The organism is Nodularia harveyana UHCC-0300 (assembly GCF_034931085.1).
Lineage (GTDB): Bacteria > Cyanobacteriota > Cyanobacteriia > Cyanobacteriales > Nostocaceae > Nodularia > Nodularia harveyana.
Map to the genome: position 1 here is coordinate 1 of NZ_JAYGHG010000007.1, position 15,207 is coordinate 15,207.

Consider the following 15,207-nt stretch of genomic DNA (forward strand, 5'->3'; position numbering starts at 1 on the left):
CTACCTGGGCTGACGTAATCAACCGCGCTAACTTGGGTATGGAAGTAATGCACGAGCGTAACGCTCACAACTTCCCCCTAGACTTGGCTGCTGGTGATGTTGCTCCTGTTGCATTGACTGCACCTGCTATCAACGGCTAATCTCGAAGTTTAGCTGAATAAGAAACGCCTCTCAGAAATGGGGGGCGTTTTTTCATGGGATGAAATTCTCATAGAGCAATGAAGTACGCGAAAAATGTCATCATAGTGATGGTGAAAAAATACAGGAGAGAAGACTACGGTTTACGCACGTCCTTTAGCAAGGTTAATTGAGCAGTTGCAGCGCTTACCAGGGGTTGGTCCTAAATCAGCCCAGCGACTGGCTTTGCACATTTTAAAGCGCCCAGAAGCAGAAGTGGAGGCTTTAGCACAAGCTCTAATTGATGCAAAAAAGCAGATAGGTTTGTGTACTGTTTGCTTTCACCTATCTGCTGATCCTGTTTGTGAAATTTGTCGCCATCCTAACCGTGACAATACATCAATCTGTGTGGTAGCTGATTCTCGTGATGTGATTGCACTGGAAAAAACCCGCGAATACAAAGGCAAGTATCATGTTTTAGGCGGGGTAATTTCCCCTATGGATGGTATAGGCCCAGAACAGCTAACTATTTCAGCTTTGGTGCGGCGGGTGAGTCAAGAAAAAACCCAAGAGGTAATTCTAGCAATTAGTCCGACTATCGAAGGGGAGACCACAACTCTGTATATCGGTCAGTTACTTAAACCATTTACCAAGGTGACACGGATTGCCTTTGGTTTACCTATGGGTGGTGATTTGGAGTATGCTGATGAAGTGACGCTGGCCAGAGCTTTGGAAGGGCGCAGAGAATTAGATTAAGTTTTACTACGAATATTGCTAGGAATAAAGAACTACCTAGTTAATCTGTATCATGAGGCGGGGTCTTGGCGATCGCTAGTAACATCATTTGCATACTTACTCCTGAATTGAGCTTTCAGTGGCGTTACAGTGATCTACCTGTGGATGTGTTGAGTTTGCAGGGATTCTGTGTGGCGTTGCAACTTCAAGAGTTAAATATCCCTAGAATATTTTTTCCGGTAAATACCAGTAGTTAATATCTGTGGACAAGCAGCATTGCAGTAACTTCTAATTTAGCGTTCTCCTGTCTTTTCAATCGTTTCTATGACGGCTAAACCAATACCAGAAGCGGCTACTAGCATTACTGCTGATAGTAAATAGACATTGGCAAATATCCGGAGGGCATCTTCAAAAAACATATAGGTGGTCATTGCTTCACCTCTTTATCCTTGTGTGACGAGTGTTTTTTATTTCTCCACATCCTGATTTCATCATTCTTGTGGAAAAACTGCTCATATAAATATCTTAACAAAACTTTAGCTAAACAATGAGACTACTTGCAATTTTTTTTTGAAGATTAGATGAATATCAACAGATATTTAGTCATAGAAAATACTGAAAATTTATTTATGTATTGATTATCGCGGTGCAATATTACGTAAATACACCATCTTAGTGGTCAATTAAATCACGTGTTATTGATTAAATATTATAGAACTCTCAAATTTATAAATATTTATGAAACGTATATTAATCAATCTTCTGTCCCTGATATAGCAAGAAAATATATCAAGAGAATTTACGTAATAATTTACCACTGATAAGTATCCACTTTTAAATGCAATTATAAAGTGGAATTTTTTATTAAAAAAACATCTCCTCGAATTTTGCAGTAGGAAAATATTAATTCATGGAATCATCCAGATAAAAACCGCCTACATTGCTTTCAAGCCTGGATTTAAGTTCCATCACCCGGATGGTTCTGGATTTCCACGTCAATAATTAATTGCAATATCTCCTTTGGGGTTACTATCTGCATAAAGTCATAATGATTATGAATAAAATCTTGTTGATCAGTTGAGAGTTGAGTGAAGGAAGAAATATGGCAACATCCCGGTAAATCAATAGAAACATTACCTACTATGACAGACCCCAAAATATTGACAACGGCTGATGGGATTCCGGTGGGAGATAACCAAAATTCTTTGACAGCAGGTGAGCGTGGCCCTGTGCTGATGCAGGATTTCCACCTGATGGAGAAACTGGCTCACTTCAACCGGGAACGAATTCCGGAGCGTGTTGTTCATGCAAAAGGAGCGGCTGCATTTGGCAAGTTCACTGTGACGCAAGATATCACTCGTTATAGTAAAGCCAAAGTTTTTGCTGAAATTGGTCAGGAAACTCCTGTTCTGCTGCGGTTTTCTACAGTAGGTGGTGAAAAAGGTTCAGCCGATGCCGAACGTGACCCCAGAGGTTTTGCCGTCAAGTTTTATACAGAAGAGGGCAACTGGGATTTGGCAGGGAATAATACACCAGTGTTTTTTATCCGTGATCCACTGAAGTTTCCTGATTTCGTGCATACGCAAAAGCGGAATCCCCAAACTAATTGCAAAGATGCCAATGCAATGTGGGATTTCTGGTCACTGAGTCCAGAGTCTCTGCATCAGGTAACAATTCTGTTTAGCGATCGCGGGACTCCCAAAACTTACCGACACATGAACGGTTACGGTAGCCATACATTCAGCCTAATCAATGCTCAAGGAGAAAGATTTTGGTGTAAGTTTCAGTTCAAAACTATCCAAGGTATTGAAAACTTCACCGCCGAAGAAGCAATTCGTATCAAGGGAGAAGACCCAGACCATGCAACTCGTGATTTATTTGAGGCGATCGCCTCTGAAAACTATCCTCAATGGCGAGTCTGCATTCAGATAATGACCGAGGCACAAGCCGCAAATCATCCAGATAATCCCTTCGATTTAACCAAGGTTTGGAAGCATTCGGAATATCCCTTAATTGATGTCGGTATTCTGGAACTCAACCGCAACCCGCAAAACTACTTTGCTGAAGTTGAGCAATCCGCTTTTTCTCCTTCTAACGTCGTTCCGGGTATTAGCTTCTCTCCAGATAAAGTATTGCAAGCTCGCATTATTTCCTATCCCGATGCTCAACGCTATCGCATTGGTGCAAACTATCAGCAATTACCTGTTAATCAACCAAAATGCCCCGTAATGCACTACCAGCGTGATGGTGCAATGGCATTGGGTAACAATGCTGGGAATACACCCAACTACGAACCCAACAGCAATGAGGATACACCAAAGGAAAATTGTGTTTATGCAGAACCGGCTTTGAATTTAGGTCATGTCAAAGCTGATCGCTATGACCACCGCCCAGGAAACGACGACTACACCCAAGCGGGAGAACTTTATCGGCTGATGAAACCGGATCAACAAGAACGTCTGATTCAAAACATTGTCGGTAGTTTAAGTCAAGCTCGTAGTGATCTGCAAATGCGTCAACTCTGCCATTTTTTCCGGGCTGATATGAATTACGGTCAGCGTGTGGCTGAAGGTTTGGGAATTGAGATTGATCCATCTATGATCTCAAAGTCTACTTAACCTCAGAATTTAGCATAGTGGGGACAATTATCGAATTGTCTCTACGCTGTTTCGGGGGATATGAGATAACGAACCACAAAGAGCGCAAAGAAAGAAGGAAATTAGGTAGAGTCTCACCTGAAAATTGCTGTAAAACTGGAAATCTAAGTTAAGCAGCGTTCAATTGTGGCTAATACAGATTGGGAAAGGGAGGGAAAATCATAACCACCTTCTAAACCAAAGAGAATTTTACGGGTTATTTTTAAACAAGCATCAGTAAATAAGCCATAATCTCCTGGTTTTAAATTGATATTAGCTAAAGGGTCTTCGCTGTTGGCATCATAACCAGCACTGATAATCAGTAAATCTGGTTGAAAGTTAGTTAAAAATGGGATGGCTTTTTGTTCTAGGAGTGGCTGATATACACTGATATCACTACCAGGTGGTACAGGTAGGTTTAAAACATTATTATGTAGTCCGCGTTCAGACGCTTTCCCAGTACCGGGATAGCAGGGATATTGATGTAAAGAACAGTAGGCTATTTGGGGGTGAGTTTCGACGATCGCCTGAGTCCCATTACCATGATGCACATCCCAGTCTAAAATGGCGACACGGTTAACTCCTGGTTGTTCTAGGGCATATAAGGCGGCGATCGCTGCATGAGAAAATAAACAAAATCCCATCCCTGTATGACTTTCAGCATGGTGTCCTGGTGGACGCGCTAACACAAAAGCCGGGTTTGCTGTTTCTAGCACAGTCTCCACTCCATCCATCCAAGCACTGACCGCTAACAACGCCACATCATAACTGCGGGGAGAAATTGGTGTATCACCGTCTAAATAACCGCCACCAGTAGCCGCAATTTCTTTAACTTTGTTGATGTAAACTGGATCATGAGCTTTTAGCAGTGTCGCCATAAGTGATGGCTTTGCAGATGCTGGGGTAGGCGTAAGCCAAGTAATTTTTTCGGCAAAAGCTGCTGATTTCAGGGCGTTAACTATTGCTGTTAGGCGTTGTGGGTTTTCTGGATGGTATCTTCCAGTTTTGTGATCTAGAAACTCCTGGGAATAAATAACTGTTAGCATAGGAAAACCATCTGACTATTTAGTGTTTTGAATGAATGAAGTTTGCCCCGGAGATTTTATCTGAGTTAATCTAACTGAATCCGTGCATAAATCTCAGATTAAATAATCAAATTAATATGATAAATAAAGTTGTTTTGAGAAATGAAATATAACCAAAAAATCAATATAAAATTATAATTTTATTGCCTATTTATACTCTAAAACATATCCTCTCAAAACATTGAAGATATTTTCTAGATCATAGCAAATCAAATGTTAACTTTTAAATTTGAATTTCTGATGTTTCAGCTATTAACTAGCTCGGCAATATCCCACTGTATATGTTAGAATGTTAACAAAATATGACAATTATTCAAGATTAATTGAGAATAATTTGGCGCTTGGTAAAGCGTAAGGGCTAAAATCTACATTTTTTGGAGTTTTTTAGGTTATGACAACCTCACAGGAGAGGATTATCCCGACAGACTTGCGGAACGAAATGTCCCAGTCTTATCTGGAATACGCCATGAGTGTTATTGTGGGTCGGGCGCTGCCAGATGCCAGGGATGGTCTGAAACCTGTGCATCGTCGCATCCTCTACGCAATGCACGAGCTAGGTCTGATGCACGATCGCCCGTTTCGGAAATGCGCCCGTGTAGTTGGGGAAGTGTTGGGTAAATATCACCCCCACGGCGACACAGCAGTGTATGATGCTTTGGTGCGGATGGCACAGGATTTTTCCATGCGATCGCCCCTCATTAACGGTCATGGTAACTTTGGTTCAGTAGACAATGATCCGCCGGCGGCAATGCGATACACAGAATGTCGCTTGCAAGCTTTAACCAATCTATCCCTACTGCAAGACATTGAATCGGAAACCGTAGACTTCATCGATAACTTTGACGGTTCCCAACAAGAACCCACAGTTTTACCATCACGCATCCCCCAATTATTGCTGAATGGTTCCTCTGGGATTGCCGTCGGGATGGCTACGAATATTCCTCCCCACAACTTGGGCGAATTAATTGATGGTTTAGTGGCACTGATTCACAACCCAGACATCACCGACCTGGAGTTAATGGAGTATATTCAGGGGCCAGACTTTCCCACAGGGGCGCAGGTTTTGGGAACATCTGGCATTCGGGAAGCTTACACCACCGGACGCGGTTCCATTACCATGCGTGGTGTAGCGACTATTGAAACCGTCGAACAAAGAGGGCGGCCAGATAGAGACGCAATTATTATCACCGAGTTACCATACCAAACTAATAAAGCGGCGTTGATTGAAAAAATCGCCGATATGGTGAACGAGAAACGGTTAGAGGGAATTGCAGATATCCGGGACGAAAGCGATCGTGACGGTATGAGAATCGTCATTGAACTTAAGCGCGATGCTTACCCCCGTGTAGTCCTCAACAACCTCTACAAGCAAACCCCACTCCAAGCCAACTTTGGGGCGAATATGCTGGCCTTGGTGAATGGTAAACCGGAAATCCTCAACCTCAAAAAATTCTTAGAAGTCTTCCTCGATTTCCGCATCGAATCCATTACCAGACGTACCCGTTACGAACTGCGAAAAGCCGAAGCCCGTGATCATCTCCTGCAAGGGTTATTAATCGCCTTATCCCAATTAGATGAAATTATCGTCTTAATTCGTCATGCACCAGACGCACCCACAGCCAAAGGAGAGTTAATTGCAAATTACGGATTGTCAGAAGTGCAAGCCGACGCAATTTTGCAAATGCAACTCCGGCGGTTAACAGCCTTAGAAGCCGATAAGATTCGTCAAGAACACGAAGACTTACAAACGCAGATTGCAGATTTGCAGGATATTTTAGCCCGGCGAGAACGGATATTAGACATCATCGAAACCGAAATCGCCCAGTTAAAAGAGAGCTTTTCTACACCCCGGCGCACAGTAATTTTACCGGGAGAGGGAGAAATAGACGAGCGTGACTTGATTGCCAATGAAAAAGCGATCATTCTCGTCACAGAACAAGGTTACATCAAACGAATGCCCGTCAATACCTTTGAAGCCCAAAGCCGAGCCACTAGAGGTAAAGCCGCCGCCAAGGTTAAAGACGATGATACCATTGAGCATTTCTTGACCTGTTGCGATCATGACAGTGTTTTATTCTTTAGCGATCGCGGTGTCGTCTACTGTTTAAAAGCCTATCAAATTCCGGTAAGTTCCCGTACCAGTCGCGGCACACCCATTGTACAAATGCTGCCCATTCCCAAAGAAGAAAAAATTACCTCAATTGTCCCCGTAGATGAGTTTAGCAGCGAAGAATATCTAGTTATGCTCACCAAGGGCGGCAATATTAAGAAAACCGAACTAGCTGCATTTAGTAACATCAGAGCTAACGGCTTAATAGCCATTTCTCTCGAAGAAGGCGACCAACTGCGCTGGGTGCGACGGGCGAGAGTAGAGGACAGCATCTTAGTTGGTTCTCGTCTAGGTATGGCCATTCACTTTAGATGTACCCACGAACAGTTGCGCCCCTTAAGTAGAGCCACTCGTGGAGTCAGAGCCATGAAACTGAAGAAAGGCGATGAACTGGTAGGAATGGATATACTTCCAGCCGCCATTCTCAACACCTTAAACACAGATGAAGCCGACACCGCAGAAATCGAAACTGTAGAAACCGAAGCCGTAGAACTTGAAAACCAGGAAGAATCCACCGAAGTAGCAAGTACCGGCAGTATAGGCCCTTGGGTGTTGGTAATTACAATGGGCGGATATGGCAAGCGCGTTCCCGTAGGTCAATTCCGACTGCAAAACCGCGCCGGACAAGGTTTAATGGCTACCAAATTTAAAAACCGTAAAGGCAAAGACAAATTAGCTACCTTACGTATTGTGAATAATGACGATGATGAAATCATGATGGTAACAAAGCGTGGTATTATCATTCGCCAGGCAGTGAATGCCATTTCTATACAATCCCGTTCAGCCACCGGCGTAAGAGTGCAGCGCCTCGACGAAGAAGATGCCATTAACGGTGTAGCCATAGTTCCACCTGATGCTGTTGATGATGTTGATGTCGTGGAAGAAACTGAGTAAAAAATATAGGGAGAAGCTAATTGTCTCAAGACTTACCCAAGAACTCTCTAAAACTCTTATTTCTTCCTGTCCTTGGCGTTCTTTGCGGTTCGTTTTTCCATGATTTTGCGTAAGTCTCATATCTTACTCCCTTACTTAATCACCTTCGCCAGTGGTGTATCAATGGGGCTAACGGTAGCCCCCATCGGTGCATGGTTTTTGGCATGGATTGCCCTAGCGCCCCTGTGGGTATTAGTTGTAACTTCTGCCTCATCTCCCCTTCTCCTCGCCCTCGCCTGGGGTGTTGGCTATCACGGAGTCGCCCTATCCTGGATTACTGGCATTCATCCTATGAATTGGTTGGGCGTTCCTTGGTTGCCGAGTTTGGCAATTACCCTGTTTTGTTGGTCATTTATTAGCCTATTGGGGGGTTCCCTTGTGACCCTCTGGGGGTTGGGGATGGTGCGTTTTGGTGGGGAAAACACTTGGCAGCGTGTTCTTTTGGGTACAGCGATATGGTGCGGTTTAGAAAGTCTTTGGAGTGCTGGCCCTTTATGGTGGAGTTCACTAGCTTATACCCAAAGTCCCCACAACCTGGTAATTTTACACCTCGGTCAACTCTCCGGAGCAAATACTGTCACCGCCGCCATAGTTGCAGTCAATGGCTTCATAGCCGAAGCCTGGATAACTTTCTCTGTGTCCTCCGCGTCTCTGCGGTTCGTAAAAAATAAAAATCTAGCCTGCGCCACAACACTATTAATTACCCTCCACCTTCTGGGTTTTTACTTATATAGCCGTCCCCTAGCCCAACCACCAGAAGCCGCATTAAAAGTGGGAATTATTCAAGGTAATATTCCCAACGAAATTAAACTTATACCCCAAGGTTTGCGCCAGGCGATCGCAGGTTACACCACCGGATACTACAATCTAGTAGAGCAAAGTGTAGATGCAGTCCTCACCCCAGAAACCGCCTTGCCATATTTCCAGCGCGACTTACCCCAAACTGGCTTAGTGCAAGCAGTAGCAGAAACAGGCGTAGTTGCGTGGATTGGGGCTTTTGGAGAACGAGGACGTAGTTATACAAATAGTTTATTTACCTTCACTAAAAGCGGTAAAGTTTTCAGCCGTTACGACAAAACCAAGTTAGTCCCGTTAGGGGAATATATACCCTTTGAAGGAATTTTTGGGGGTCTAATTCAACGATTATCACCTTTAAATGCTCACCAAGTACCCGGTACAGCAAATCAGGTATTTGATACCCCCTTTGGTCGGGCGATAGTTGGTATCTGTTACGACTCCGCATTTCCCGAACTATTTCGCCGTCAAGCTGCTGCCGGTGGGCAGTTTATTCTCAGTGCTTCTAACGATGCTCACTATACCGCAGCTATGCCATTTCAGCATCACGCCTTAGATATCATGCGGGCTATTGAAACCGATAGATGGTCAGTTAGGGCGACTAATACCGGATATTCAGCTTTTGTTGACCCTCACGGCAAAACTTTATGGATGTCGAAATATAACACATACCAAACTCATGCAGCAACTATATACAAACGGCAAAGCCAAACTTTGTATGTGCGTTGGGGCGATTGGTTAACAGTTTTATTACTAGGGTTTAGTGTATTTATTTATATTTTAAAAGTCGGAAAAAAAGCATAATAAAAATCTTTACTCATAAGTAATTTCCCTGTCTTAACTTGCTATAGTTAGCAACTAACATGATTCTGGCAACATTATAACTATCAGTTAAGGTGATATTGTTCTTTCATTTTGGCTACTATTTATAAATATGGGGGTAAAGTCAGGAACTTTACCTCCTTTTGCAGTAAAGATACTAGATACTGATCAATGTATAAACCTCAGCAAAAATTCAGAATTTATACTACTAGCAACTAGTTAGTATTGATCTTCAAGCGGCAAATATTTAGCCAATTGCGATCGCATCTCTTAATTTATGTTCATCTAACTGCAACCGTTTATACAGTGGTTTGGCAATACCTTCAGCAGATGCGGCTTCGCAATCAGCGATATTTGCCTGTATGATCTCATCTGTTAGCTAATTCTAAAGATTGGGCGATCGCTTCCAGGGCTTGATTTTTCGCCTCAGTGTCCAGAAGTGCCAATTTACTAGCAGCTTGGCGGGTTTGTTGCGCGATCGCAATTAACGGAGAAAAATCTTGAACAATAGTAGTATCACAAAACCGAGCTTTTTAACCATCCTATCAAGGTTAGGAAGAGGACGAAATAATTAGGACTTACGCAAGAATTTTATCAAACCCTCTTTACTTTGTGTCCTTTGTGGTTCCTTTTCTCATAATTTTGCGTAAGTCCTGACAATATACCAGTCTGATTTTCCTTGATCCTGAAAAACAGAGTGAAGCAATAAACTTTTGTATTTTATCTGGATTAATTTTCCGTAATCATCATGACACAGATTGAATATATCCAGTATAGCAACCGCCAAGGAGGTTAAGACATAAACGGATAGACGGATAAACGGATAACAAAACCGAGACACCAAAAGGATCTTAACCAGTGTCCCCAGTAGGGGCGGGTTTACAGATATCATTCAACGAGGATTGCCCACCGAGATGACTAAACCCGCCAGTACCACCCAATCCCCAGCTATACTTTATACTTAGAGGATGTTTATGTCTGAGCATCAAGCTAATGCAGAGGTGAAAGTTGTAGACAATGAAATAGGTCAAATTTTAACACCCTTTCAACGGAGATTATTACAAAAAAGGTTACAAGAAGATTTACCTAATTCATATCGACAACGCATTGAGATTATTCTGCTAGCAGACCAGGGAAAATCCCAAGCAGCAATTTGTCAAATTTTAGGGTGTAGTCCAGCCACAGTCAGACATTGGATGCACATAGCCCGCAGTGGTATGGCGCATAAATGGCAAGATTGTCCCATTGGTCGTCCTAAAGTGGTAAATGAGGCATATTTGCAGCGTTTGCAAGAATTGGTCGTTAATAGTCCCCGTGATTATGGTTATGCTTTTGGGCGGTGGACAGCTAACTGGCTTGGTCAACATTTGGCTAAAGAATTTGGTATTGAAGTCAGCGATCGCCACATCAAGCGACTCCTCAAACAAATGGGATTATCCACACGTCCCAAAACTAATCATCACCAACCAACAGCCACAGAAAATCCTGCTAGTCCTAGCATCTTGATTCAAGACCTCAAATCAGACATCCTCTCAGAAACACAGGAATTTTCCCATCTTCAACTGACATTATTAGATAGCAATTTCAAAACTCATGGTGCAAAATCTATCCGCTTCCGTGCTTTCTCACGAACAGCTGAACCAAGTGTTAGGTTATTCCTTCTCCCCGGAAGAATTTCACAGCTACTACCAACAATTTAAATTCAAAAGCCCCAAAGTCGGCAAGTTTTGGCAAGGACAAGATGTAGAGCCAGGATTATACATTGTCATTACTGGTAAAGTCAGGCTGTTAAATCACACAGATGAGTTAATTACCACCGTAGAAGCAGGAGCATCATTTGGGGAATTTACCCTATTCCCAGAAGCTAACTTTCAGCCTTACGGAGCCAGAGCAAGTATTAACTTACAACTATGCTTTATTCCGGCTACAGTTGTGTCAGCCTTGATCAAGAAATATCCCCACATCCAAAAGCATTTATTCGCCCAAGCTAATACAATTAATTCCAAATTTGTCAATCCAGAGGAATTACCTAGAGATGATCAACCCGAAATTCCGCTAACACCTGTCCTAGAAGCCCAGCCAGCCAAAAAAATTAGCAAAGCTTACCTCCCCAGTCCCACACAGCGCGTTGGACATTTATTACAAAAAACCATACGCCGTTACCCGTTTTTTGCCCAACAAAGTGGATCAGATTGTGGTGCAGCTTGTTTAGTTATGGTGTCTCGTTATTGGGGAAAACGGTTTAGTGTGAATCGCCTCCGAGAAATCGCCAACGTTGACCGCAATGGTGCATCCTTGCGCGGTTTATCCACAGCAGCCGAAAGTATTGGCTTTAGCACCAGACCAGTTAAAGCCACTCTCAACAAGTTAGCCGAGCAAAAATTACCAGCAATTGTTCACTGGGAAGGCAAACATTACATTGTTGTTTATGAAATTACCCCCAAATCCGTCATTGTCGCCGACCCAGGCATTGGTCAACTAACCCTTAGCCATGCTGAATTTACAACCAATTGGACTGGCTATACACTGCTGCTGCAACCCACAGCATTTTTAAAAGATACCCAAGAGACCATCACCCCCTTCTGGCAATTCTTTGAATTAATCAAGCCCCACAGCTTGGTGATGTTGGAAGTATTTGCTGCATCTGTATTTATTCAGATATTTGGATTGATTACCCCATTATTTACGCAGTTAATCTTAGACAGAGTAGTAGTTCAACGTTCTGAACTCACCTTATTTGCTGTCGGCTTAGGACTACTAATGTTTAGTTTATTCCGCGTCGCTATGATGGGGTTACGGCAATATTTATTAGACCACACAGCCCATAAATTAGATGTGGCTTTAATCGTGGCTTTTATTCGCCATACCCTGCGTCTACCCTTGAGTTTCTTTGAATCTCGTTATGTGGGCGATATCATCTCCCGTGTCCAAGAAAATACCAAGATTCAACGCTTTCTTTCCGGTGAAGCCTCATCTATTTTACTAGATTTAATCACTGTATTTATCTATGTAGGCTTGATGTGGTGGTATAGTTGGAAAATGGCACTTTTAGCTTTAGTAATTGTGCCGCCTTTTTTCCTGTTAGCATTGGTTGCTACGCCCTTTTTACGGAAGATTTCCAGAGAGATTTTTAGCGCCTATGCCACTGAAAGTAGTTACTTAATTGAAGCTCTTTCTGGGATCAGAACAGTTAAATCTACAGCAGTAGAACAAACAGTACGTTGGCATTGGGAAGATTTATTAAATAAGAGAGTTAAAACCAGCTTCTCTGGACAAGTTATTGGCAATCGGCTGCAAATATTTAGTAACTTAATTGATGCAGTTGTGACCACTGGGTTACTATGGTATGGTGCATATCTAGTAATTCAAAATCAGTTAACCATTGGACAACTCGTAGCATTTAATATGCTGCTGAGAAATGTAATTGCCCCATTTCAAAGATTAACAGTTTTGTGGAATGAGTTACAAGAAGTTATCATTGCCGTCGAGCGGATTAATGATGTATTAGATACAGAACCAGAAGAAGATTTACATCATCAAATTCGCCAATATTTACCACAAATTCAAGGACATATCCGCTTTGATAATGTCACATTTCGTTATCACCCAGAAGGTGATATTAACGTTCTAGAAAACCTCAGCTTTACCGTAAAACCAGGACAAATGGTGGCTTTAGTCGGTCGTAGTGGTTCTGGAAAGACGACTATTTCTAAGTTAGCTTTGGGGTTGTATCCACCTACAGATGGTAAGGTGTTAATTGATGGACAAGACATCACCAGCCTTTCCTTACGTTCCTTACGGGAACAAGTCGGGGTAGTTGACCAAGATACTTTTCTCTTCGGCGGTACAATTCGAGAAAATATCAGTTTAGGTCACCCAGGAGCAGGTTTAGTAGCAATTAGAGAAGCAGCAAAGTTAGCCGGTGCTGATGAATTTATCGAAAAAATGCCTATGGGCTATGAAAGCCAAATTGGTGAAGGTGGGGGAATGCTATCTGGTGGACAACGACAACGTTTAGCGATCGCCAGAGCTTTATTAAATAATCCCACACTATTGATTTTAGATGAAGCCACTTCCCATTTAGATGCTGAATCAGAGCGCATAATTCAAAATAACTTCAACACCATCCTCAAAGGCAGAACCACATTAGTAATTGCTCATCGTCTCTCCACAGTCCGCAATGCAGATTTAATTTTAGCCCTGGATAGAGGTGTGTTAATTGAAAGTGGTACTCACGAAGAATTAATGGCTAAACGGGGACATTATTTTTATCTCAATCAACAGCAATTAGATAATGCAGCCTAACTGTGTTATTTCCCCCTGATTCCCTACCCCATAGCGTCAAAACCTCTTGACTTTGTGTCCTTTGTGTTCTTAGTGGTTCGTTTTTCTCCTCCTTCCCAACTTTCACAACCATACAATTATATTCACAGGAATCATGCCAGAAACCTTAAATCAAACAATCAACAACGAATATAATCAAGATCAACTTGCCAATCCAGCCCCCGTAACAGATGATTGGTCTCATGTCACCAAAGACTTACTTGATAGCTTACCCCAAGTTTGGACAAGAGGATTACTATACTTCCTGATTGTGTTTGTCTCTATAGTTTTACCCTGGGCGATGTTTTCGCGGGTAGATGAAACAGGTGTCGCTAGAGGAAGACTAGAACCCCAAGGAAAAACAGTCAGGCTAGATGCACCCGTTGCTGGAACCGTTGCGGAAATTAACGTCAAAGTAGGCGATGTAGTTGAAACTGGACAGACTTTGTTGGTACTAGAATCAGAATTAGTTCAAGCCGAGTTAGGACAAACAAAAGATAGATTAGAAGGACAATTAAATAGATTATCACAGTTAAATTTATTAAAGAATCAGTTAATTGTCGCTTTGGCAACTCAGCGCCAACAAAATCAATCTCAAGAGTTAGAGAAACAGTCTCAAATTGACCAAGCCAGCCAGAATTTAACAGCAATTAAGAGTTTATCTAATTTCCAAAAAGAGGAAAAATTATCCCAAGTCAATCAAGCCAAGCAAAGTGTTGTATACAGTAAAACTGCTCACGAATTAACCACAGAGGCTTTAGCCAGTAGCCAACGAGAACTTAAACGTTATCATCAACTTTGGGAACAAGGAGTTAGCCCAGAAACTGTAGTTGTAGAAAAGCAAGATATAGTTCAACAACAGGAAAGATTATATGAACAGAGTAAGTCAGATATGGAACAAGCCCAGTTAAGGTTAGCTGAACAACACAGTAGTTACGAACGCACCATTCGCCAATTTAATGCGGATATTCAACAAGCTGAATTAAGGCTCAATGAACAAGAAAATGGTTACAAGACCTTGACTCATTCTGGTAAGCTGGCGGTGCTGAGAACCGAAGAACAACTCAAAAATATAGACACCGAAATTTCTACCCTGAATGCAGAAATTGCTCAAACTAAGAGCCAAATTCAGTCGTGGGAATTTCAACTTAATCAACGAGTTATCAAAGCCAACGTCACCGGGACTTTATTTCAGTTACCCATTGAAAAATCCGGTTCTGTAGTTCAACCAGGAACGATGATTGCGGAAATTGCTCCTACAGGTTCCCCCTTAATAGTGCGATCGCAAATGGCGACAACTGAGAGTGGTTCCCTACGCCAGGGGTTACCAGTAAAGTTGAAATTTGATGCCTATCCTTTCCAGGACTATGGAGTGATTGCGGCTGAATTATTAAAGATTTCTCCCAATACAATAGAGATAGATACACCTAATGGAAAGGTAGCAGCCTATGAGTTAGAAATTTCTATAAATCAAGATTGTATTCCTAGTCCAAATCAATGTATTCCTTTAAATCCTGGGGATACTGTGACGGCGGAAGTAATTGTGCGTCAGCGCCGGATTATTGATTTCCTACTTGATCCGTTTAAGCAGTTGCAGCAGGGGGGTGTGAAGTTGTAGAAATTTCACTATGTTGTTGTCTTTTTCAAATTG

9 protein-coding genes and 2 pseudogenes are annotated in these 15,207 nt (G+C 42.3%); 8 read left to right on the forward strand and 3 right to left on the reverse strand.

Going from position 1 to position 15,207, the window contains the following annotated elements; genetic code table 11:
* Together VB620_RS06510 and recR are read left to right on the forward strand one after the other, a co-directional pair.
* A pseudogene (locus VB620_RS06510) lies at positions 1-140 on the forward strand (photosystem II q(b) protein); the annotation flags it as partial.
* Positions 141-315: 175 nt separating this feature from the next.
* The gene (gene recR, locus VB620_RS06515; protein ID WP_323195332.1) at positions 316-873 is read left to right on the forward strand and encodes a recombination mediator RecR; all 558 of its coding nucleotides are present in this window, start codon (positions 316-318) and stop codon (positions 871-873) included.
* A gap of 272 nt (positions 874-1,145) precedes the next feature.
* On the opposite strand, the gene VB620_RS06520 is transcribed toward recR, so the two are convergent.
* Entirely contained in the window at positions 1,146-1,283 is a 138-nt protein-coding gene (locus VB620_RS06520) for a hypothetical protein (RefSeq protein ID WP_323195333.1), read from the reverse strand.
* Between the two features lie 711 nt (positions 1,284-1,994).
* Here VB620_RS06520 and VB620_RS06525 point away from each other — a divergent pair.
* The gene (locus VB620_RS06525) at positions 1,995-3,470 is read left to right on the forward strand and encodes a catalase (protein WP_323195464.1); all 1,476 of its coding nucleotides are present in this window, start codon (positions 1,995-1,997) and stop codon (positions 3,468-3,470) included.
* Positions 3,471-3,613: 143 nt separating this feature from the next.
* Here VB620_RS06525 and VB620_RS06530 read toward each other — a convergent pair whose 3' ends face one another.
* Positions 3,614-4,534 carry a histone deacetylase family protein gene (locus VB620_RS06530; RefSeq protein ID WP_323195334.1) on the reverse strand — a complete coding sequence of 307 codons (921 nt, stop codon included), beginning with the start codon at positions 4,532-4,534 and terminating at the stop codon, positions 3,614-3,616.
* 430 nt (positions 4,535-4,964) lie between these two features.
* Between VB620_RS06530 and gyrA the strand changes: the two genes are divergently transcribed.
* Both gyrA and lnt read left to right on the forward strand, forming a co-directional pair.
* Complete coding sequence (gyrA, locus tag VB620_RS06535; protein ID WP_323195335.1) at positions 4,965-7,577, forward strand: DNA topoisomerase (ATP-hydrolyzing) subunit A; 2,613 nt, start codon at positions 4,965-4,967, stop codon at positions 7,575-7,577.
* A gap of 99 nt (positions 7,578-7,676) precedes the next feature.
* Positions 7,677-9,215 carry an apolipoprotein N-acyltransferase gene (lnt, locus tag VB620_RS06540; protein WP_323195336.1) on the forward strand — a complete coding sequence of 513 codons (1,539 nt, stop codon included), beginning with the start codon at positions 7,677-7,679 and terminating at the stop codon, positions 9,213-9,215.
* Between the two features lie 274 nt (positions 9,216-9,489).
* Here the strand turns inward: lnt and VB620_RS06545 are convergent.
* A pseudogene (locus tag VB620_RS06545) lies at positions 9,490-9,742 on the reverse strand (glutamate-5-semialdehyde dehydrogenase); the annotation flags it as partial.
* Positions 9,743-10,207: 465 nt separating this feature from the next.
* On the opposite strand from VB620_RS06545, the gene VB620_RS06550 reads away from it, so the two are divergent.
* From VB620_RS06550 to VB620_RS06560, 3 genes are all read left to right on the forward strand, one after another.
* Positions 10,208-10,933: a helix-turn-helix domain-containing protein gene (locus VB620_RS06550; protein ID WP_323195337.1), complete on the forward strand. Its 726-nt coding sequence runs from the start codon at positions 10,208-10,210 to the stop codon at positions 10,931-10,933.
* Positions 10,827-13,538, forward strand: a complete 2,712-nt coding sequence (locus VB620_RS06555) for a peptidase domain-containing ABC transporter (protein ID WP_323195338.1) — start codon at positions 10,827-10,829, stop codon at positions 13,536-13,538. Before VB620_RS06550 ends, VB620_RS06555 begins: the two co-directional genes overlap by 107 nt.
* Before the next feature lie 133 nt (positions 13,539-13,671).
* A complete protein-coding gene (locus tag VB620_RS06560) occupies positions 13,672-15,174 on the forward strand; it encodes an HlyD family efflux transporter periplasmic adaptor subunit (RefSeq protein ID WP_323195339.1) in 1,503 nt (500 codons plus the stop codon).
* Positions 15,175-15,207: the final 33 nt, after the last annotated feature.